19 protein-coding genes are annotated in these 22,513 nt (G+C 39.5%); 10 read left to right on the top strand and 9 right to left on the bottom strand.

The features are described from left to right. Positions 1-33: 33 nt before the first annotated feature. The 3 genes from uxaC to MHH54_RS02125 form a co-directional block, all read right to left on the bottom strand. Positions 34-1,458 carry a glucuronate isomerase gene (gene uxaC, locus MHH54_RS02135; RefSeq protein ID WP_342500615.1) on the bottom strand — a complete coding sequence of 475 codons (1,425 nt, stop codon included), beginning with the start codon at positions 1,456-1,458 and terminating at the stop codon, positions 34-36. A gap of 82 nt (positions 1,459-1,540) precedes the next feature. Continuing rightward, positions 1,541-2,638, bottom strand: a complete 1,098-nt coding sequence (locus MHH54_RS02130) for a Gfo/Idh/MocA family oxidoreductase (protein ID WP_003214043.1) — start codon at positions 2,636-2,638, stop codon at positions 1,541-1,543. Positions 2,639-2,696: 58 nt separating this feature from the next. Beyond that, a complete protein-coding gene (locus MHH54_RS02125) occupies positions 2,697-3,863 on the bottom strand; it encodes a Gfo/Idh/MocA family oxidoreductase (protein WP_106029606.1) in 1,167 nt (388 codons plus the stop codon). A gap of 356 nt (positions 3,864-4,219) precedes the next feature. On the opposite strand from MHH54_RS02125, the gene MHH54_RS02120 reads away from it, so the two are divergent. The 4 genes from MHH54_RS02120 (at position 4,220) to MHH54_RS02105 (ending at position 8,518) form a co-directional block, all read left to right on the top strand. Next, on the top strand, positions 4,220-4,897 hold the full coding sequence (locus MHH54_RS02120; protein WP_003214342.1) for a GntR family transcriptional regulator: 678 nt from the start codon (positions 4,220-4,222) through the stop codon (positions 4,895-4,897). 37 nt (positions 4,898-4,934) lie between these two features. Continuing rightward, on the top strand, positions 4,935-6,032 hold the full coding sequence (uxuA, locus tag MHH54_RS02115) for a mannonate dehydratase (protein ID WP_003213843.1): 1,098 nt from the start codon (positions 4,935-4,937) through the stop codon (positions 6,030-6,032). Then, a complete protein-coding gene (locus MHH54_RS02110) occupies positions 6,026-6,880 on the top strand; it encodes an SDR family oxidoreductase (RefSeq protein WP_342500614.1) in 855 nt (284 codons plus the stop codon). The genes uxuA and MHH54_RS02110 overlap by 7 nt, the downstream gene beginning before the upstream one ends. Before the next feature lie 84 nt (positions 6,881-6,964). Next, complete coding sequence (locus tag MHH54_RS02105) at positions 6,965-8,518, top strand: MFS transporter (protein ID WP_003214469.1); 1,554 nt, start codon at positions 6,965-6,967, stop codon at positions 8,516-8,518. 144 nt (positions 8,519-8,662) lie between these two features. Here the strand turns inward: MHH54_RS02105 and MHH54_RS02100 are convergent, their stop codons facing one another. Further along, the gene (locus MHH54_RS02100; RefSeq protein ID WP_050782681.1) at positions 8,663-10,054 is read right to left on the bottom strand and encodes an amino acid permease; all 1,392 of its coding nucleotides are present in this window, start codon (positions 10,052-10,054) and stop codon (positions 8,663-8,665) included. Between the two features lie 367 nt (positions 10,055-10,421). Between MHH54_RS02100 and tcyA the strand changes: the two genes are divergently transcribed. From tcyA to MHH54_RS02085, 3 genes are read left to right on the top strand one after another with little or no spacing between them, the layout of a single operon-like run. Further along, complete coding sequence (gene tcyA / locus MHH54_RS02095; RefSeq protein WP_003213831.1) at positions 10,422-11,237, top strand: cystine ABC transporter substrate-binding lipoprotein TcyA; 816 nt, start codon at positions 10,422-10,424, stop codon at positions 11,235-11,237. Then, entirely contained in the window at positions 11,224-11,916 is a 693-nt protein-coding gene (locus MHH54_RS02090) for an amino acid ABC transporter permease (protein WP_003213873.1), read from the top strand. The genes tcyA and MHH54_RS02090 overlap by 14 nt, the downstream gene beginning before the upstream one ends. Before the next feature lie 12 nt (positions 11,917-11,928). Further along, the gene (locus MHH54_RS02085; protein ID WP_003214030.1) at positions 11,929-12,672 is read left to right on the top strand and encodes an amino acid ABC transporter ATP-binding protein; all 744 of its coding nucleotides are present in this window, start codon (positions 11,929-11,931) and stop codon (positions 12,670-12,672) included. 40 nt (positions 12,673-12,712) lie between these two features. Here the strand turns inward: MHH54_RS02085 and MHH54_RS02080 are convergent, their stop codons facing one another. The 3 genes from MHH54_RS02080 to MHH54_RS02070 all read right to left on the bottom strand — a co-directional run bounded on the left by MHH54_RS02080 (position 12,713) and on the right by MHH54_RS02070 (position 17,289). Continuing rightward, positions 12,713-12,997 (bottom strand): AbrB/MazE/SpoVT family DNA-binding domain-containing protein, encoded by a 285-nt coding sequence (locus MHH54_RS02080; RefSeq protein ID WP_003214268.1) that lies wholly within the window; start codon positions 12,995-12,997, stop codon positions 12,713-12,715. A gap of 107 nt (positions 12,998-13,104) precedes the next feature. After that, on the bottom strand, positions 13,105-13,665 hold the full coding sequence (locus MHH54_RS02075) for a class D sortase (protein ID WP_003214376.1): 561 nt from the start codon (positions 13,663-13,665) through the stop codon (positions 13,105-13,107). Between the two features lie 6 nt (positions 13,666-13,671). Then, a complete protein-coding gene (locus MHH54_RS02070; RefSeq protein WP_342500613.1) occupies positions 13,672-17,289 on the bottom strand; it encodes an isopeptide-forming domain-containing fimbrial protein in 3,618 nt (1,205 codons plus the stop codon). A gap of 533 nt (positions 17,290-17,822) precedes the next feature. Between MHH54_RS02070 and MHH54_RS02065 the strand changes: the two genes are divergently transcribed. Together MHH54_RS02065 and MHH54_RS02060 are read left to right on the top strand one after the other, a co-directional pair. After that, the gene (locus tag MHH54_RS02065) at positions 17,823-18,467 is read left to right on the top strand and encodes a YitT family protein (protein WP_003214121.1); all 645 of its coding nucleotides are present in this window, start codon (positions 17,823-17,825) and stop codon (positions 18,465-18,467) included. 197 nt (positions 18,468-18,664) lie between these two features. Beyond that, positions 18,665-19,357: a 4'-phosphopantetheinyl transferase superfamily protein gene (locus MHH54_RS02060; protein WP_342500612.1), complete on the top strand. Its 693-nt coding sequence runs from the start codon at positions 18,665-18,667 to the stop codon at positions 19,355-19,357. Here the strand turns inward: MHH54_RS02060 and MHH54_RS02055 are convergent. Then, positions 19,354-20,691 carry a PLP-dependent aminotransferase family protein gene (locus tag MHH54_RS02055; RefSeq protein WP_342500611.1) on the bottom strand — a complete coding sequence of 446 codons (1,338 nt, stop codon included), beginning with the start codon at positions 20,689-20,691 and terminating at the stop codon, positions 19,354-19,356. The genes MHH54_RS02060 and MHH54_RS02055 overlap by 4 nt on opposite strands. A gap of 103 nt (positions 20,692-20,794) precedes the next feature. On the opposite strand from MHH54_RS02055, the gene MHH54_RS02050 reads away from it, so the two are divergent. Beyond that, positions 20,795-21,736: a DMT family transporter gene (locus tag MHH54_RS02050; protein WP_221450748.1), complete on the top strand. Its 942-nt coding sequence runs from the start codon at positions 20,795-20,797 to the stop codon at positions 21,734-21,736. 35 nt (positions 21,737-21,771) lie between these two features. Here the strand turns inward: MHH54_RS02050 and MHH54_RS02045 are convergent, their stop codons facing one another. Beyond that, the gene (locus tag MHH54_RS02045) at positions 21,772-22,512 is read right to left on the bottom strand and encodes an alpha/beta fold hydrolase (RefSeq protein WP_050945481.1); all 741 of its coding nucleotides are present in this window, start codon (positions 22,510-22,512) and stop codon (positions 21,772-21,774) included. Between the last annotated feature and the right edge of the window lies 1 nt (position 22,513).

Below are 22,513 nucleotides of genomic sequence, written 5' to 3'. Positions count from 1 at the left end.
AAAGTAATATCTTACTGTATTATTAATTCGTTTTCATTGGTACTGTCTCTCATTTATTTCAATGTTAAAATAATTCACGGCATTGTTATAACAAATATCTTTGACTATTTTTCCTATAAATTCGTAATCCCTTGGAAGCTCACCATTTTCTATCCAAGTCCCAAATAAATTACATAAAATTCTTCTGAAATATTCATGGCGAGGGAACGATAAAAAGCTTCTTGAGTCTGTAAGCATACCTACGAAAGTGCTAAGCAAACCTATATTAGATAATGTTTTCATTTGATCTAGCATGCCGTCTTTTTGATCATTAAACCACCACCCGGATCCAAATTGAATTTTTGCTCTGGTATCAGAAGACTGAAAATTCCCTATAGTAGAGGCCACAATAGCATTATGAACGGGATTTAAATTATAGATAATGGTTTTAGGTAAAAGGTTATCTTCGTCTAAGTCATTCAAAAAACCATTTAAATGTCTTGCTAGGTGGAAGTCAGACATAGAGTCGTACCCACTATCTTTTCCCGTTAAGTTGAACATTCGTGTGTTATTATTCCTTAAAGCACCTATGTGTAATTGCATGGTCCAATGAAGAGAATGATATTTTTTACTAAGGTGAAGAAGAGTGTTTGTTTTAAATTTATTTATATCCTCTTGGGATAGTGTTTTTCCTTGCAGCGCACGTACAAATATAGAAGACACTTCTTGATCAGTAGCTGGTGAAAATGGAAATATTTCAAAACCATGATCAGAAATTCTGCATCCATTCGCGTGAAAATAATCAATTCGTGAATGTAAAGAAGCGATAAAGTTTTCATATGTTAAAACAACGCCGTTGATTGACTCACCTAATTTTTCTATATAATTCACAAAATTTGATTGTTCAATATTTAAAGCATGATCCGGTCTAAATGTAGGTAGAACCCTAGTTGTAATCCCTACATCTTTACGTATGATTTGATGAATTTCTAAAGTATCAATTGGATCATCAGTCGTACATACAACTTTTACATTAAATTTTTCTAAAATTCCATTTGTGGACATGTTACTTTCATTTAATCTCTCATTACAGATATCCCAAATTTTATGTGCATTTTTTTCTGAGAACAACTCATTTATATTGAAATAACGACTTAATTCTAAATGTGACCAATGATAAAGAGGGTTTCCTATTGTATATGGAACAGTTTGGGCCCAAGCTAAGAATTTTTCCTTGTCACTTGCATTCCCCGTGATCAATCTTTCTTCTACGCCTAACCATCGCATAGCCCTCCATTTATAGTGATCTCCATTAAGCCAAATATCAGTCATATTTTCATATTTTTTGTTAATAGCAATGTCATCAGCCATTAAATGCGTATGAAAATCATAGATTGGCATATTTTTCGCGTAATCATGATAAAGAACTTTTGAACTTTCGTGATTAAGCATCATATCTTCGCTTAGGAATGTAGACAATATAGTCACCTCTATACTTATGTTTAGAAAATCTCAATTAAATGAAATAAGGTGTTATTAACAAAAATAACACCTCACTTTTTTAGATCTTACTTAATTCAAACTCCGTATTTACGTAGATTGCGTCTCGTTGTGCAATTAAGCATAGTTCTGCGGCTTTAAAAGTATGTTCTTGAGTCATAGCATTTTCAGTATCGTTTAAACAATCTAAAATAAGTTCACTAAAGTAAGGGAATCCTACTTCTCCATTTAGAGAAAAATGTTGCTCTGTATGTTGATTTACTAAGTATAAATGGTCTCCTATTTTATCCCTTGCTATGTCTACGTATTTGCGAATTTCAATATACCCATCTGTTCCAAGAATGAATGTGCGCCCATCCCCCCAAGTGCTAAGGCCATCAGGAGTCAGCCAGTCTACTCTAAAGTAGTTTGTAGCCCCATTATCAGCAATCAAAGTAGCATCGCCGAAGTCTTCCAATTCTGGATATTGATGATGTTTGTAATTGCCCACTTTACTATGTACAACTTTTGCATCTTTTGCGCCAGAATAGTAAAGGAATTGTTCAATTTGGTGACTACCAATATCACATAGAATACCTCCGTAATACTCCTTTTCAAAAAACCAGCTTGGTCTGCTTTCTACATTACTACGATGTGGGCCAGTTCCAAGAACTTGTACCACTTTTCCAATTGCTCCTTGTTCAATCAATTGACCAGCAAATACGGCACTCTCCACGTGCAAACGTTCACTATAATAAACAGCCCATTTAAGCCCCGTTTCAGCTGTTTTTTTACGAGCAAGCTCCAATTGTTCTAACGTTGTAAATGGTGATTTATCCGTAAAGTAATGCTTACCACGATCTAAAACACGCAGCCCTAAATCACAGCGTTTAGATGTAATGGTTGCGCCTGCCACGAGCCTTACATCTGGATCTTCGAGAATTTCTTTCTCACTTTTGGCTACCTGTACCTCCGGATATGCTTTACAAAATTCTTGTACTTTTTTCTGATCATGATCATAAACCCATTTTAATGTAGCCCCAGCCTCGGTTAATCCATTGCACATTGCATAGATGTGTCCATGATCAAGACCTATAGCTGCTATTACGAATTGTCCTTCTGTAACGACAGGGGCACTTTTTCCCTTAGGAGCATAATTCATTCCATCACTTTTCTGCATGATTGTTCCTCCTCTAGCTAGCTTCCAGTTTATTTTTAATAATTTAATAACGTTAGACTCATAGTTTCTCGTAATTTCCTCCAACGGTTATCGTATCGTCTGAAAAATTTTCTACACTGCTTTGTTTTTCATAAAAATGCTTAACGTTCGCGAGCATGCCTTCACGTGTGTAAAAAGGATCGTCTGCTAAAAGAGGAAGCTTCACATGAACACCTAGGTTTGCAGATTTATAGATGGCTGTAATCAGTTCTAGTGTATTTCTTCCTTCTGTTCCATCAATCAGAAGCTTCTGGTTACCCTTGATAGCCATTAAAAAATTATTTATTTGTCCTTTATGCCCTTCAAATAGTAATTCCGGATATTGATTAAAAGCTTCCTGAATACGATTTTCTAAATCCTCATCATTTTTCTCTTGAGGAAACCCATTTTCTTTAGCTATTTGAGCATTTACTTTCCACGGGACAGATACTCTAGCTTTTTCACCTTGAAAAATCAGTTGTTGTTCTTCTCCATGATGGACAACAGAACTGGTTACTTGTGCTAAGCTACCATTTCCATAGCGAAGTACAGCAATAGAAAGGTCTTCAACCTCTGCATTATCATGCAGGGTATTACTAGTTGCTGCAAAAATGTCAGTCGGCAATCCTAACATCCATTGCAACATATCAATATGATGGACAGCATGATTAAGTGTACAACCTCCACCTTCTTTTTCCCATGTACCGCGCCACCATAAATCATAATAACTATGGCCACGCCACCAAAAAGAATCCACTTGAGTATGAGCGATTTTTCCAATTAGGTTTTGATCAAGGACATGTTTTAATCTCATAATGGGAGTCATAAACCTGTTTTGAGCAACAACGGATAAAAGCTTCTGGCTTTCAATAGATGCTTTTATCATTTCGTCACATTCTTTTAGAGAAGAAGCCATAGGTTTTTCTACTAAGACATGTTTGCCTGCTTTAAGAAAATCGATGGCAATGGTTGCATGCATATAAGGAGGTGTACAAATGGAAACGGCATCAATAGTAGGATCATTCAATAACTCTTGGTAGTTAGCGACAACTCGTGCTTCTAGGTTATATTTTGTTGCTACAGACATTGCTTTTTCAGGATAAATATCAGCTAAAGCTACAATTTTACTGATTTCAGGCATTGCAAGATAAGCCTCAATATGGGCAGTTGCAATAGATCCAGTTCCTATAATTGCGATGTTGGACATATCAATCTTTCCCTTCTGCAAGAAGATAAATTTTCACTTCTAATAATGAGATAGCGCTTTCAAAAAACTTAATGATTCACCTAACTGATAGATCAGAGTACCGTTCGTTTTATTAATATTCTAGTTATACTAGTATGGTAGATCAAAAACATTATAACTCAATCTTTTTGAATTTTGTATAGTTTTTTGAATTTTCTTTTTAATATCCCGCACTCTTATGATTGATCATGGCTTACATAGTTGGAATCATCAAGAGTTATAAATACTCACAGCACGAATATTCAGAAAAATAAAATTAGTGTCTACCATTCTAATGCACTTGTATGGTAGTATGTTAGAGAAAGGAGATTAGAATAATGAATATTGATTTTAAAAACCAAAACCTCTCTACGAGGGAACAAGTTTACAATATGCTAAAAGATCAAATATTAAGCCTGAAGCTTCCACCTGGGACAATTATTTCTGAAAAAGAAATATCCGTTCAATTTAATGTTAGTCGAACTCCTGTAAGAGAAAGCTTTTTAAAATTATCTCAAGAAGGATTATTAAGTATCTATCCTCAACGAGGTACATTTGTTTCTTTAATTGATTTGAACCTTGTGGAGGAAGCACGGTTTATGCGAGAACATCTCGAGAAGGCAGTGATTAGACTAGCCTGCCAGGAACCTTCTGAAGAGTTGATTATTGATTTAGATATGAATTTAAGTATGCAAAAAATTTGCGTTAAGAAAAAAGACTATAAAAAAATGTTTGAATTAGATGAGGAGTTTCATAGAACTATTTTCAAACGGTGTAAAAAAGAAAAAACATGGTTAGTTATTCAACAGATGAATGTACACTTTAATAGGAGTCGCATGTTAAGACTAGTAACAGATTATAATTGGGATAATATTTTTTCTCAACATGTAAATATCTTCAAAGCTATACAAGATCAAGATGCTGATAAAGCTGAAAAAATCATGGAAGAGCATTTGAAAATTGCACTTGTTGATAAAGAATTATTGAAGAAAGAATATCCAAATTATTTTAAATAAAAATAGGTTGTTACTTATTTTTTAGGGGTGATGGTAGATGAGGATGACATTTAGATGGTTTGGAGAAGGAAACGACACTATAACACTGGAACAAATAAACCAGATTCCAGGAGTGGAAGGAATTGTTTGGGCACTGCATGATGTGCCCGTAGGAGAAGAGTGGCCAATAGAAAGAATTGTAGAAATGAAAAAATTAGCTGATAAACATAACCTTCATATTGAAGTGGTTGAAAGCGTGAATGTTCATGAAGACATTAAGCTCGGACTTCCAACTAGAGATCGATACATAGAAAATTATAAGAAAACAATTCAGAAGCTAGCAAAGGTGGGTGTTAAAGTCATATGTTATAACTTTATGCCTGTATTTGATTGGATCCGTACAGACTTAAATAAAACACTTTCTGATGGCTCTACAGCTCTATTTTATGAACATAGTCGAATTAAAGATATCGATCCGAAAGACTTAGTAAATAAAATTAGTGAGAACTCCAGTTTAACCATCCCAGGTTGGGAACCAGAGCGGTTAAATCACCTCCACCAACTTTTTGAAGCCTACAAAAATATAACAGAAAATGATTTATGGGCCAACTTGAAATATTTTTTAGATCAGGTTATTCCAATTGCAGAACTTCATGATATTAAAATGGCTATTCATCCTGACGATCCACCTTGGCCTGTCTTTGGTCTACCGCGAATAGTAACTAACCAAAAAAACATCAGAAAAATTTTACAACTAAATAGTAGCCCATATCATTGTATAACGCTCTGTACAGGATCTTTAGGAGCAAACTTAGAAAATGATTTAGTTTCTATGATTCACGAATTTATTGATAGGATACCATTTACTCATATAAGAAATGTACGTGTATATGATAACGGGGACTTTGTTGAAACATCGCATCGATCAAAAGATGGATCAGTAGATGTTTCAGCCATTATACATGCTTATTATGAAAGCGGATTCAAAGGTTATTGTAGACCCGATCATGGAAGACACATTTGGGGTGAACAATGTAGGCCTGGATATGGTCTTTATGATAGAGCACTTGGAATTATGTATTTGTGGGGAGCTTGGGATGCATTAAAAAATAAACATTCTGTACTAAAAGAAGCAAAGGAGGAAGCTACATGGTAAACATACAAGAAAATAAAAATTTAGCTGGTAAAGTAGCTGCCATAACAGGAGGAAGTGGAGTACTTTGCAGCGCCATGGCAAAGGAACTTGCTAGACATGGCGTGTCTGTGGCTATTTTAAATAGAACAGTCGAAAAGGGTGAAAAGGTAGCCGAAGAAATTAACCTTATGGGCGGGAAAGCGATTGCGATTAAATGTGATGTTCTGAATAAAGAGAGTGTTGAACAAGCCGAGAAGATTGTAACAGAGGAATTAGGCATGTGTACAATATTGATAAATGGAGCTGGTGGTAACCACTCCAGTGCAAATACAACCAACGAAATATTTCAAACAGAAGACCTTACTAATCCTAAGATAAATACTTTTTTTCATTTAAGTACAGATAGTGTGCAAAATGTATTTGATTTAAATTTTATGGGGACTTTCATTCCTACACAAATTTTCACTAAAAATATGGTTCATCAAAAGGGAGCAGTTGTCATCAACATGTCATCTATGAGTGCCCCTTCTCCAATGACCAAAGTGCCTGCTTATAGCGCGGCAAAAGCAGCAATTGAAAATTTCACCAAATGGTTAGCTGTTCATATGGCTGAGGCAGGAATTAGAGTGAATGCTATTGCACCGGGCTTCTTTTTAACCTCACAAAATAAAAACCTTCTCTTAAATGAAGAAGGAGATTATACAGAGAGGTCTCATAAGATTATTTCGAACACACCAATGAGAAGGTTTGGTACGCCAGAAGATCTTTTTGGTACCCTATTATGGCTTGTTGATGATCATATGTCAGCATTTGTTACCGGAGTGACAATTCCTGTAGATGGAGGTTTTATGGCGTATTCAGGTGTTTAATATTTTTATTTTTTTCCTTGTCATACATCTTTATTTTATATATTTTTTTAAATTTATAAGTAGGCTTGGAAAGGAGAAATAAGAATGCAGACTGAGAACAGGAAACTAACACTCAAAAATTATATTGGTTATGGAACAATGGATTTATTTGGAGGGGGAGCATTCGCTATAATAGGCGCATGGATGTTATATTTTTTCATTACATACTGTGGTCTTACCCCTGTTGAAGCAGGATCTATTATTGCAATTGCTCGTATTATTGATGCTATAGCTAGCCCAATTATGGGCCATATCACTGACCATTTTGGTCGTACAAAACTTGGGAAAAAATTTGGAAGACGCAGGTTCTTTTTACTAGTTGGAAGCCCTTTGATGGTTATTTATTCGCTTCTTTGGATTTCTGATATGAATTACTGGTACTATTTAACGGTTTATATTTTGTTAGAATTCCTTGCAGCAATGGTATTAATTCCATTTGAAACACTTGGAGCTGAAATGACGAATGATTTTAATGCACGGACCAAGCTCTCAACAATAAGATTAATCTATTCAGGACTAGGAACATTTTTAGCTACCTTTATTCCAGGCAGATTATTCGAAATATTCGGAAAAGATTCACCTCAAGTTTTTCTTTACAATGGGATGATCTTCACCTTTATTTTTATGGCTGCATTATTAATTACACATAGAACAACATGGGAACGTAAAATAGAAGAAGACATGATAGAACCTTATGGTGTAGAAAAAGTACCTGCTATAGAATCCTTAAAAAAAATCATCATTGACTTAACATCTACTTTTAGAATTAGAAGTTTCCGTCAGCACATCACTATGTATATTTGTTCGTTTACTGCCATGGATATTTTAAACGCTGTCTTTGTCTACTTTATTGTGTTTTCTTTAAATAAAGATGCAGTGTTGGCAGCCGATTTATTATCTATTGGTTCATTACTTCAAATGTTATGTACAATATTGTTTGGTTGGCTCGTGATTAAAATAGGTCCTGCGCCATCTTTGAAAATATCTTATATTGCTATTATTACATGTATAAGCGGTTATATATTTTTATACTTCACACAACCAACTTATATGATTATAGCGCTATATGCTTTCTCTGTTATCTTAGGCATCGGAAAGAGTGGATTATATTATATACCATGGAATATTTACACTTTCATTCCTGATGTAGATGAAATGGTAACTCGTAAAAGAAGAGAAGGAATATTTGCAGGTATTATGACTTTTACACGCAAGAGTACTACAGCTTTAGCCACATTCTTGGTAGGAGTTATCTTACAGGAAAGTGGATTTGTTGCAAGCGCGACGACACAGTCTACTACAGCAATAAATGGGATTGTAGGTATTCTGTTTTTCGGAACTGTAGGGCTAGTCGGTATTAGTTTAGTTATTTCATTTAAATTTAAATTATCTAAGAAAACTCATTCCATTATGATTAATGAAATTAATAGGTTAAAGAATAATGGTTCAATGGAACAGGCTGATGATGAAACAAGAAGTGTTTTGAAAGCGCTAACAGGATGGGATTACGAGAACCTTTGGGGTAATAATAACGTAGGATATCAGAATAAGCTCCAAAATTTTGAACAACAAGATTTTAAACAGCAGGATATGAACTAACTTTTGTTGTTAGTTGAGAACTGCAGCTCAGTTAAATAGTACTTCTATTGATATGAGCAGTTCCAGAATCACTTCAAGAAAAAAACACCTTCAGATTTATATCAGAGGTGTTTTTAAATATCTTAAATTTAGTGTTTTTTGATTTTAAAACCGGATCTCGTCATCTCCATGAATTTGCAGCTTAAGCGGTTCACTTTTCGCTTGATGCTTTTTCACATAGCGGTGATAGACGACATACCCAATGATCATGAGAGGGACGCCGACATATAACCCGATGCGCTGCTCCTGATCAAAGGCAAGGCTGATCAACACAATGGTGTTGAGAGTAATTGCAATAATCGGCAGAACCGGATAGAGAGGGGTTTTAAATTTTAAGTTTTCCAGCTTTCCGCCTGCTTTAAGATATCTTCTGCGGAAAAGCATCTGTGATAATGTAATGGTGATCCAGCCAGTCTGGGCACTCATGCCGGCAATGGACACGATCCAGGCAAAAACTGTTTTCTCTGCAAAGAACCCGGATAATAGCGAAATCCCTGTAAACAGGAACGTGAGCAGTAAGGCATTCATCGGAATACCGCGCTGATTCACGCGTCTAAATGCTTTTCCTGCCATTCCTTCTTTCGATAAGGAATAGAGCATTCTCGTCGATGCGTACAAGCCAGAGTTGGCAACAGATAATAAAGCGATGATAATGACAAAGTTCATGATATCTGCCGCAAAAGGAATGCCCGTTCTCTCAAATACAGTAACAAACGGACTTTGCAGCACACTCGCTTCCTTCCAAGGCACCATACCCGCTAAGACAAAGATAGATAAGACGAAAAAGACGAGTGTACGCCAAACAGTCTGATGTATCGAACGAGGAACGGTTTTCTCAGGGTTTTCACTTTCTCCTGCCGCAATCCCGATCAGCTCTGTTCCTTGGAATGAAAAGTTCACGGTAATCATCGTGACCACAACGGCGAGCAATCCATTTGGAAACAGCCCATCACTCACAAAATGACTGAAGTAAGGGGCAGGTTCACCGCTCGTTGTTTCAATAAAACCAAACATCGCCGCTCCGCCTACACCTATAAAGAGTAAAATCGCAATGATCTTAATGGTTGAAAAGAAAAACTCCGACTCCCCGAACGCTTTCGCCGACCGGGCATTTAATAAGAAAAGACACAGTCCAAATATGAGACACCAAATCCACACATCCACTTGCGGGAGCCAGCGCCTCATCAGCTGTCCTGCTGATAAAAATTCAAGGGCGACCGTTGCTGCCCAGCCAAGCCAATAAATCCAGCCGACCGCAAAACCCGCTGCAGGGCTGACAAATTTCGTCGCATACGTATGAAACGACCCAGACACAGGAAGTGCGACCGACAGCTCTCCAAGACACAGCATGGTTAAATACATAATCAATCCGCCCACAATATAAGAAAGAACGGCTCCGACTGGCCCTGCTTGTCCAATCGTATAGCCCGTTCCTAAGAAAAAGCCTGTCCCAATGACACCGCCAAGTGAAATCATAAATAAATGACGGGAGGTCATCGCCCTTTTCAATTGCTCAGGCTGATTTTGTCCAACATCCACAATGATGCCCTCCTTCTTCTAAGATGATAACTTATCAAAACATGTCTCCATGTGATTCATTCCATTTTCAAAACAACCTACTAATTATACATCTTTTATAATAAATATGCTTCCTTCTATGGTCACTGTCTCAAAGTCTTTATTTTAATAATGTTCGCACAAATAAAAGATGAAAGGCTTTGTAGACGTGAGAGGTTTGAAAGAAACGGGTTGCGGGCATAAAGTTGGTGAGATTCGCTCAAGCTAGTTTCAAATGCTTTACTTTTAGGTTGCTTCTCTGTAAGATCATATGTTGTAAATACCAACAAGAAAAGTGGGGAATAAAATGAAAAAAATGTTCTTTGCCATTATGTTAGGCGCTTGTGTTGCATTGATCACGGCATGTGGATCTGGTGCAAGCGACAACGCGAATAAACAATCTGGGTCTAAGGAATCAGGTGACCTTTGGAAATCCATTCAGGATAAAGGTGTTCTGACGATCGGAACAGAGGGTACTTATGCTCCTTTCACATTCCATGACAAAAAGACAGATAAATTAACTGGCTACGATGTAGAAGTCATCACAGAAGTAGCAAAACGTCTTGACTTAAAACCCGAATTCAAAGAAACACAATGGGACAGCATGTTTGCTGGACTGAATTCAAAACGTTTTGACGTGGTAGCGAACCAAGTTGGTAAAACTGGACGTGAAAATCAATACGAGTTCTCTGATAAATACACAACGTCTCAAGCCATTGTTGTGACAAAATCAGATAACAACGACATCAAGAAACTATCTGATGTAAAAGGCAAAAAAGCAGCACAATCATTAACAAGTAACTACAATAAACTAGCTACAGATGCTGGCGCTAAAATTGAAGGCGTTGAAGGTCTTGCACAATCAATTCAATTGATTCAGCAAGGACGTGCTGATCTGACGTTCAATGACAAGCTGGCTGTATTGAATTACTTGAAAACAAGCGGGAACAAAAACCTAAAAGTTGCATTTGAAACAGGAGATCCTCAAGAAACTTACTTTGCATTCAGAAAAGGCAGCGGCGAAGTCGTTGACAAAGTGAATGGCGCATTAAAAGAAATGAAAAAAGACGGTACACTTGCTAAGATTTCTAAGAAATGGTTTGGTGAAGATGTTACAAAGTAATACCCTAGGAGTCGTCATTCCTTGGGATCTTCTTCAGCAATCTTTTTGGCCAATGGTGATGCAGGGGATTTATTATACAATCCCCCTCGCCATCATTGCCTTTATTATTGGTATTTTTATCGCGCTTGTGACAGCTCTTGCTAGAATGTCTAAAATCAAAGCCCTCAGATGGCTTTTTTCCATCTATGTGTCGGCCGTTCGTGGAACGCCGCTTTTTGTGCAATTGTTTATTATTTTCTATTTCTTTCCGACATTTAATATCACACTGGATCCATATCCAAGTGCCATTATTGCTTTTTCATTAAACGTAGGTGCGTATGCGTCGGAAATTATCCGTGCATCCGTCCTATCTGTTCCTAAAGGACAATGGGAAGCTGGTTATTCAATCGGGATGACGCATCGTAAAACGCTCGTCCGCGTGATTTTACCGCAGGCTGTGCGTGTATCGATTCCACCTCTATCTAATTCATTCATTAGCTTGGTGAAGGATACATCTCTTGCCTCCCAAATCCTCGTAGCAGAGCTTTTCCGTAAATCTCAGGAAATTGCTGCGGCGAATTTGGATCAGATCTTGTTCATTTATATGGAGGCAGCCCTGATCTATTGGGTATTCTGCTTCATTCTATCGCTCGTTCAGCATCAAATTGAAAAACGACTTGATCGATATGTCGCAAGGTAAGGAGGGAACGACATGCTAACAGTCAAAGGTCTCAAAAAATCCTTTGGTGAAAATGAGATTTTAAAGTCAATAGATTTTACGATCAACAAAGGGCAGGTTGTCGCCATTCTTGGCCCATCAGGTTCAGGAAAAACAACGATGCTTCGCTGTTTAAATGCACTTGAAACACCAAATGGCGGCTCCTTTACCTTCGATGATTTCTCAATTGATTTTTCGAAAAAAAATAAATCAGCTGATCTGCTAAAGCTACGCCGGAAATCGGGAATGGTGTTTCAAGATTATCACCTGTTTCCGCATCGTACTGTTCTTGAGAATGTGATGGAAGGTCCTGTCCAAGTGCAGCGCCGTCCAAAGGAAACGGTTCGAAAAGAAGCCATTCAGCTCTTGCAAAAGGTAGGACTTGAGGATAAAAAAGATTTGTATCCATTCCAGCTCTCAGGCGGTCAAAAACAGCGTGTCGGGATTGCCCGTGCACTTGCCATTCAGCCAGAGCTCATGCTTTTTGATGAGCCCACCTCTGCACTTGACCCTGAGCTTGTCGGGGAAGTCTTAAAGGTCATGAAGGATTTAGCGAAAGAAGGCTGGACCATGGCAGTTGTCACACATGAAATCAAGTTTGCCCAAGAAGTGGCGGACGAAGTGATTTTTATTGATGGCGGCGTCATCGTCGAACAAGGTCCTCCAGAAGAAATCTTCAAACGACCGAAGGAAGAACGAACAAAACAATTCTTAAACCGGATTTTGAATCCAGTATGATGAAAAAAGGCTGTTCTCACGTGATGAGAACAGCCTTTTTTCATATTTCTTTTTGCAGGCGAAGCGCCAGTAAATCTTGCAAGAGCAATCTCGCTCCCTCTGGACTGATAACGACTCCACCCGATAGCACTTTGTTGGAGCCTGTTACTTCCCCTGTGACGATACAAGGTTTATCCTGCCAATACGGCTTCATGACAATTTGGTCTTCTTCTCGATAAATCTCCATAAAATCGCGCGGATGAATTTTCAACCGTTTTCTTATATCTGTCGGCAGAACAATTCTTCCGACGTTATCTATATATCTTACATAGTCTTGATTTAACAAATTGACCCCCTCCTGCATCTCTATAGATATAGGCGATTCCCTTTTTATCAAGGAATGAAGCGCTCTAATCGGTTAGGGAAAGGATAAGTTGCAGGCTGATCCAGTGGCTAAACACGCTTCCCATATATGATATATCTGTTTGGTGCAGGACCAATGAAAGAAAAAGGATAACATGTGGTGAGGATAAGTTCTTCCTTTTCCTGTTGCAATGTAATAATACTTTGATCATCTTTTTTCACAATCTTTGTTTTCTCAATTTCATAGGTAAATCGTCCATATGAAAGTTCAATGACGAGTTGATCCCCTTTCACCAGTTCTCCTGTTCGTCTAAACACAGTATCACGATGCCCAGATAAAACGATTTGTCCTTGTTCATTAGGTAAATAGCTTTCGTGATAATGACCAACGCCCTTTGCTAAATCCTCCGCTTCTGTTCCTTCTACAATTGGTAACTCAGCATTTAACTTTGGAATGTGCAAGAGCCCAATGGTTTCACCAGCCTTCGGGACAAAAGGGGAATCTGTTTGCCCCTTTTGCTGGATGGCTGCTTGTGCAGACTGGAAAGATTGATCTACTTGCCTTTGCCCATCAACGATCCTCATATATCCTATCATCACAAGACAAATACCTGCTGTGATCAATGTCGCTGAGATGATTTTTTGAACCATGGACGATTACCCGTTTCTTTTTCTTCTTTTCCATACAATAAGGGCAGCACCTATTAATACGAGTGCAAATCCTGCTAGTAAAAGGTTGTACATCGCTGTTGCAGTGTTCGGAAGATGATGACCAGGTGTATCCGTTTCTGAATGAGAAGGCTGTTCTGGATTCCCTGGCACCTCTGGCACATGCGGCGGTTCTACCGTTGTGGAGTTTTCAGGTTTGTCTGGTTCGTCAACATTCTCACCCTTCACAACTGCGATATTTTGAATGGTTTTACCTTCATATCCTTTAGCGATCTTCGCTTCAAAAGTAATCGTATGCCAGTCCGTATCTTTGATATCGCCAAATTGACCGGTTACTGTGCCTTTTGTGTAGTCTCCGTTGTCGTCATCTTTTGCATCTGTGACAGCTTGTCCATCTACTTTTAATGACCCTTCGACGTATTCAAGACCTTCTGGCAGTTGATCTGCGATGACTAGATCTTTTATGACACTGTCTTCTACACTATTTTTTGCTTTGATGGTATAAAGAAGGGTGTCGCCTACTTGAACTTGTTTTTCATCTTTATTCCCTTCTGCTTTTTGAGAAATCTTAGATGTTTTTTCTGATTCAAGCTTTGGATCCTTTGGATCAATTTTTGTTTCGGTTGTCGGTTCATCTGGCGGTGTGTTTTCGCCTGTTACTTTGGCTGTGTTTTGAATGCTTTTACCTGATTGGCCTTTAGCAACCTTCGCTTCAAAAGTAATCGTATGCCAGTCCGTGTCTTTGATATCGCCAAAGTGGCCAGTTACTGTGCCTTTTGTGTAGTCTCCGATGTCGTCATCTTTTGCATCTGTGACGGCTTGGTCATCTACTTTTAATGATCCTTCGACATATTCAAGACCTTCTGGCAGTTGATCTGCGATGACTAAATTTTTGACGATGCTGTCTTCTTCAAGATTCTTTGTTTTGATCGTATAAAGAAGGGTGTCGCCTACCTGTGGTGTCTTTTCATCTGTGTTTCCTTCTGCTTTTTTCTGAATGCTCGCTGCCTTTTCTGATGATAGTTTTGGTTCACGAGGGTAAATTTCTGTTTTCGTTGTTGGATCATCTGGCGGCGTGTTTTCACCTGTTACTTCGGCTGTGTTTTGAATGTCTTGACCCGCCTGTCCCTTTTCAACTGTCACTTCAAACGTCACAGTGTGCCAGTCCGTGTCCTTCACATCGCCAAAATAACCCGTGACCTTTCCATCTGTGTAGTCACCGCTATCGTCATCTTTCACATCTGTGACAGATTCTCCATCAATCTCAAGAGAACCAGCGACATACTCCAGCCCTTTTGGTAATTGATCTGAGATCACTAGATTTTCAACAAGACTATCTTCTATCGTGTTCTTTGTTTTAATTGTATAAAGAAGGGTGTCCCCTACTTCTGGGTGCTTCTCATCTGTGTTACCTTCTGCTTTTTTCTGCAGGACGGCTGATTTTTCTGATTCAAGCTTTGGGTCACGCGGATAGATTTCTGTTTTTGTTGTTGGATCGTCTGGTGGTGTATTTTCACCTGTGACACTCGCTGTATTTTGAATGTCTTTACCAGACTGTCCTTTTTCAACCGTGACCTCAAACGTCACGGTATGCCAATCGGTGTCCTTAATGTCACCGAATTGTCCTGATACGGTTCTGTTTGTGACATCCCCATTGTCTTGATCTTGCTCATCTGTCACCGCTTGTCCGTCTACCTCAAGTGAATTCGGCACATATGCTAATCCTTCCGGCAGTTCATCCGAAATCACTAAGTTTTTAACGAGACTGTCTTCCATCGTATTCTTTGTTTTAATCGTATAAAGAAGTGTGTCACCGACCTCTGGATGCTTCTCATCTGTATTACCATCTGCTTTTTTCTGCAAGACGGCTGATTTTTCAGAAGTCAGCTTCGGGTCACGAGGATAGATTTCTACATTCGTTGTCGGCTCGTCTGGCGGTGTGTTGCCGGTTGTGACACTCGCTGTATTTTGAATGTCTTTGCCTGCCTGACCTTTTTCAACTGTGACTTCAAATGTCACGGTATGCCATTTCGCATCTTTCACTTCACCGAACGTTCCAGTGACAGTTCCACCTGTCATATCACCGTTGTCGTCATCTTTTGTATCTGTGACTGGATTCCCATCTATCTGTAGAGAATTTGGTACATATGATAACCCTTGAGGTAACTTGTCAGAAATCACAAGATCTTCAATGAAGCTGTCTTCAACAGTGTTACGGGCTTGAATGGTATACAGCAAAGTGTCGCCTACTTCTGGATGCTTCTCATCTGTATTACCATCTGCTTTTTTCTGTAAGACCGCTGATTTTTCTGATTCAAGCTTCGGATCTCGAGGATAAATCTCTATGTTTGTAGTTGGATTGTCTGGCGGTGTGTTTTCCCCTTTGACATTGGCTGTATTTTGAATATCTTTGCCAGCTTGACCTTTTGCTACTTTCGCTTCAAATGTCACGGTGTGCCAATCGGTGTCTTTCACATCACCTATTTGACCTGTAACAGTACCGTTTGTAAAATCACCTTTGTCTTGGTCTTTTGCATCTGTGACGCTTACGCCATCTACCTTAAGTGAGCCTGGCACATAGGCTAAGCTGCTCGGAAGGTTATCTGATATGGTCAGATTTTTAAGAATACCGTATTGCACCGTATTTTTTGCTCTAATTGTATAAAGCAAAGTGTCGCCTACTTCTGGATTCTTTTCATCTGTGTTGCCTTCTGCTTTTTTCTGTAAGGCAACAGATTTTTCTGATTCAAGGTTAGGAGGATATGGATCAAATTCGGGCTTCACCCTTGAAGCTAAGTCGTAAGATAATGAATCACCTGCAGTGCCCATATATGTTGTACTTAATGTTTTCGCATCAAGTGTGAAAAGAGTAGAATGACCGATAGAGTCATCTTTTCCTGATTGTAATAGCATTTGTCCATTTGGCAAAAAGCTAATTCCTCGTACTCCTCCCTCAATAGGTTTACCATCTGCATTTGTGATTGGAATCACTCGAATTACTTCAGCTGTTTCAGGATTCATTTGCGCAATGGACCCACTGGTATTAGATGCGAACCAAAGATAGCCATCCTTATCGACTACAAGGTCTCCGCCAATGTCTCCGCCAATGCCAGGGCCAACGTCATAACCGACAATTTTCTTGGCCGTTTTTTGACCAGTTGCTAAGTCGTACGTTGCAAGGTAGGGTTCTCCACCAACCGCATACGAATGAATATATTTACCGTTATAAACAACGGCATTTGGCGCTCTTCCGCCTAAAACACCTACACGCTCTGCTTGTCCAGTGGTCGCATTTATTTTATAAAGAACTGGCTCTCCACTTGCTGTCGTAGTTGCATACACAGTGTTTTCTTGATCATTCACAGCAACACCGTTCACTACAGTCGAATTAATTCCCTTCACCTGTACACTAGCCTTTACGTTTGTTGGATTTTGCCCATCAAGCTGATAAAGAACTAACTTCCCATTTCCAATCATGTAGGAATCTGCGTTATTGACAACCACCGTCCCAGCGGCTTTCGTAACAGGTGGTGAAACTGTTAATAAATTCCCAGCAATCAGCACCAATATAAGAAATAATTGACTCGTTCTTTTTAATATATTCATTTTTTGACATCCCCTTTTCCCTGCTTTAATCATAATGGTATGTACCAGTTCACCTCCCACACTTTGGTAAAGAATATCAGTAAGATTTCAAAAGCCTCAACAGGACTAAATGACTATTTTCGACAAAAATAGACATTTTGAACTAAATACCTCCCGATGATTGATTTGCTTATGTTTTTCCAATAAAATAACCTTTTTCCATCCCGAAATTCCTCATCTATCTATTTTCCAAACAGGTCTTATGATGTGAATTACATACAATCCTTTCTATTTAAAGATAAATATTCTTTAATTGGGTGATGCTTATTTTTTGTCAGTATATATTGAATTTTTTTCATTTTATCTTAAAAAAAGGGAATGATTGGTTCACTTTGTTAAAAAAAACAAGTCGAAAGTCTTGCTCTTGTTTTGACCTTTTACGATGCGAAAAATTCTTTTTATAAGTAAGCGATTACAATTGAGCAAAGCCATTTAAAGGGGCGTGGGAGTATGTTACGATTGAATTCGAGTGTTTAAGAAAGAAGGGAAAGCTTTTGAAGCGGGAACATCTTTTACGTTGGTTTTTTTATTTTGTTGGATTGATCGTACTAGCTTTTGGACTATCGCTGACAGTGAAAGGAAAGATTCTAGGCATTGGTCCTTGGGACGCTTTCCACTACGGACTGTTTCAGCACTTTGGACTCACGATTGGACAGTGGTCCATCATTATTGGTGCACTGATTGTGACACTAACATCTGTTTTCACGAAATCATTTCCAAAGATCGGCGCATTACTGAACATGGTGCTGATTGGTATGTTTATAGATTTCTTTAATGCGGTATTACCTGCACCACATGGGTATTTACCCGCTTTATATGTGTTTATTACGGGCGTTGTGGTTTCAGGTTATGGTGTTGGCGTTTATGTCTCAGCGAATCTTGGCGCCGGGCCAAGGGATTCATTAATGCTGCTCATCTCAGCGAAAACAGGATTGAACGTGCAGTGGGTGCGAAATGGCATTGAGCTAACAGTGCTTTTATTTGCATGGATGCTCGGCGGGCCGATTGGCGTTGGCACGATTCTGACGGCTATTTTCACAGGTCTCGTCCTTCGATTCTCCTTGCCGCAATCGACACGGCTTCTGCAGCTGCTTATTACAAAAACAGCAGAGAAACCTGTTCAAACGCTTATCCGATAAGAACAAGCCATTCTACAAAAAGAATGGCTTTTCTTGTGTCAAAATAAATAAACAGATTTTTTTTATATTCATAAGAGGAAATCAACCCAACCCTTCCACTTCCTGTCATTTTGAGCTTTCGCTGAAAAGGAGGTCTGTTTCCCTTTTGTACGGCGCTCTCCAATGGTACAATCAATGTAAAAAATTAGAGGTTCATTATGAAGATTTTCGCTATCCAATTACAACATTTAGATGACATCCATGCACGAAAACAAATCGATCAATTGAAACCCTTTGTTTCAGCTGAAAAACGTGCTGCGGCTGAGCGTTTTCGCTTTTTGGTCGATGCAAGGAGGACCTTGTTAGGTGAGGTTCTGGTTCGTCAGGTGATCCATGATATGTACGATCTGCCTTTTGATCAGATCGATTTTGAAACAGAGGGCAATGGCAAGCCTGTCGTCCGGCACATTCCTTCTTTTCATTTTAATCTTTCTCACTCTGGTGATTGGGTCGTCTGCGCAATAGATGATGCACCTGTAGGTATTGATATTGAGGAGATCAAACCGATTGATCTAGCGATTGCTAAACGATTTTTTTCAGTAGATGAGTATGAGGATTTACTTTCACAACCGGCAGAACGGCAGGAAGCCTACTTCTTTCATTTATGGTCAATGAAGGAGGCCTTTATCAAGTTGACTGGAAAGGGATTATCTTATGGTCTTTCGTCCTTTACAGCCCGCCTGTCAGAGGATGGACAGGCGACGCTTGCATTACCTGATCATGAAGCGCCCTGCTTTGTTCAAACATACTCACTCGATCCTACCTACAAAATGGCGGTGTGTACACGAAAGCCTTCTGCGGCTGAACGTGTTGAGATACTCTCTTGCCGTGACGTGCTGTCTCGTCTTTAATATCGCCCAATTTGCTGAAATGCTGTCTTTATCAAATCGACTCCACGTGTGATTTGCTCTTCTTTCACATGCCAAATGTTCAACTGAAGAATGGGGTCTTTTTGATAAGTCGACAGATAATGGCGGTCGATTGACTGAATGGAAACAGATGCCTTTTTCAGCTGCTGAATGAGCTGGTTCATCGGAATTGACCGATCGAAACGTACATGTGTATGAGTAGCTGGCTCCTCTTCTCCCAGTTGATAAGCGATTTGATCGCTTTTCAGGCATGTCACTAGTTGTTTGGATCGGTTGCGATAGGTCGCCCGCATTCTGTCTCGATGCCGTTCAAACATCCCGCTTTTTAAATATATTTCTAAGGCTGCCTGTGACAGCATGGAGCTGTCGATGTCAATGAGCCGTTTGTGTTCGCTAAAAGGTCTAATCAGTTCCTCAGGTAAGACGACCGCTCCTGTTCGAAGTCCTGGAAAGATGATTTTGGAGAAGCTTTTTAAATAAATGACCTTCCCCGCCTGATCGTACGAATAGATCGGGTCTCTTTTTGCGTCGAATTCTAAATCGGCTATGTAATCATCTTCAACGATATAGACGTCATATGTCTCGGCAAGAGCTGCAATCGCTCTTTTCTCCTGCTTTGACAAGCTCGTTCCAAGCGGGTTTTGAAACCTTGGCATCGTATAGAAAAAACGAATCTCCTCTTCTCGAAAGATGCGCTCCAATTCCTGAAGGTCAATTCCCTTTTCCGTCCGCTGAACCCCCCGTACAGGCAGTTGATTTTTTTCTAAATATTGAAGGTATAGATGATAGCCTGGCTGTTCGACTAATATGGTCTGTTTGCCATTCGGAAAAGGGATGGTGCTTAAAATGGATAACGCCAGCTGAATACCAGAAGTCATAACGATCTGTTCTGGATTTGCAAACACTTGATAATCCATTAATCGCTTAGAAATGACTGGCAGCAGCGAGGGTAATCCGTTGGCTGTGCCGTATATAAACAAGTCATTTTGATACAAATCGATGGCTTGGTTGATGCAGTGCTGGAAATCAACATATGGAAACACGACGGGATCAGGTGCAGATGAAGCAAAATCAATCCATGTGCTATCCTGTTTCCCCGCTGACTGCTTTGTTTTCACGACATAATAGCCACTTCTTTCTACAGAATACAGCAGATGTTCACGTTCTAATGTGTCCAGTGCTTTGATGACAGTGCTTTTACTCACTGCATATTGAGCCGCCAAATGGCGAATGGAAGGGATCTTCATGCCAGCATTGTATTCACCAGACGTCATCTTCTCTTTTAAGCTGAGAACAAGCTGATCATATTTCCTCACACCACTTCCTCCTTGTACCGGTACAGATATCATGTTCTCTTATTGTACACTTTAGATGATCCGATTACGATAGAAGAACAGAACCGGTCAATTCAACTGAAGCATGCATGCTCGTATAAGGAGTCAAATTGTGGACATTTCAAAACAGAAAGCGTATGCTGCCGCGATAGGCTACGCCACGATCATTGGTTTTTCATTTTTGTTTGTCAAAATTGCATTAGAATCAGCAAACCCGATCGATTTATTGGCACACCGCTTTACAGTTTCTTTTGCAGCCGCACTATTGCTGTATCCATTTTTACGAAAGAAAATCCGCCTCTCCATTCAATGGCGAGATCTTCTCTACATCGTACCGTTTTCCTTGCTTTATCCTGTGTTGTTTTTTGCTTTTCAAGTATGGGGGCTGATGTATACCTCTTCGTCAGAGGCTGGTATTATTCAGGCAACGATTCCTATTCTGACAATGGTGCTTGCCGCGTGGTTTTTAAAGGAACGCGCGACATGGATCCAAGTGCTGTTTACCATTCTTTCTGTGTGCGGGGTGATGCTTCTCTTTGTCATGAAGGGAATTGATGTGAAGCATTCACACATGATCGGCTATGGACTGATATTGCTTTCTGCCTTATCATCCAGTGCATACAGTGTATTTGCCCGGGTGATTACACGGCGCTTCCATGTGATTGAACTCACCTTCGTGATGACATTCTTTGGATTTGTCTTCTTCAATGCCACTGCGCTCATCCGGCATTCAGTAAACGGGACAATGCCGCAATTTTTCAGCCCATTTACACAACCATCCTTTGTATGGTCAATGCTCTTTTTAGGCATTCTTTCATCACTTCTCACGGCATATTTATCAAACTATGCCCTTTCTCAGCTTGAAGCGGCAAAGGTCAGCATCTTTAACAATTTATCTGCGTTTATTACAGTTGCCGCTGGGGTTCTCATTTTACATGAAACAATCGATTGGTATCATCTCATCGGAGGTGTTCTGGTCATTGGCGGAGTGATTGGTGGGAATGTGGTGAAAAAGCGGAATTCATAAGAAAAAGCGGTCCCTTTAAGGAGGACCGCTTTCTTTTAAAGTTTCATTAATTGTTGTTTGCTTGCAACGTCAATCACATGTCTCATCTGTTCTGCGAAGGGCTCGAGGTGTGTGTTGATATACATGTGCCCTCCTTCGAAATTGGTGCGTTCGATGGTTTTTGCCCATGGCAGCCAGCCATTTGCATCTTTCATGCATTTTTCATCTTTTGTTCCATTGAATAAATAAACGGGTGTTTCGATGATGGATTGATCTTTGTGCTGGAAGGTTTCCAGCGCCTGATAGTCTGCACGTAAGGACGGCGTAAAGTAATCCATCATTGGTTTGTTCTCTAATAATTCCTTTGGAATCCCGCCCATTTCGGCAATATGCTGAACAAATGCTTCATTCGATAAATGGGTCAGGATCTGTCGTTTTGTTTGCGGCGGCTGAATAGCCGAGATCACGACTGCTGCAGGATCGATTCCTTCCTTTTCTAGCAGCTGAGCCAGTCTATACACAACAAGTCCTCCCATGGAATGTCCGAACAGGATAAACGGGCGGTTCAAGTTGCCCGAGAGCCCTTCTTTGTATAGCTCAGCCAATCGGTCAATGCTCGTTTCGAGCGGCATGAGATTGGTTCCATGACCTGGGGGCTCTGCTGCTGTTACTTCGGCAGTGCCTTTTAGCTGTTCAAAAAGCGGGCGGTACGAGGCGGAATAACCGCCTGCAAAAGGAAAACAAATAAGTTGAATAAGGTCTGATTTTTTTTCAAAGGTTTTAAATAAATGGTTCATA

The sequence above is a fragment of the Bacillus sp. FSL K6-4563 genome, assembly GCF_038630405.1.
GTDB lineage: Bacteria > Bacillota > Bacilli > Bacillales > Bacillaceae > Bacillus > Bacillus pumilus.
The sequence above is the reverse complement of the archived record's forward strand: the minus strand, read 5'-3'. Positions and strand labels throughout refer to the sequence as shown.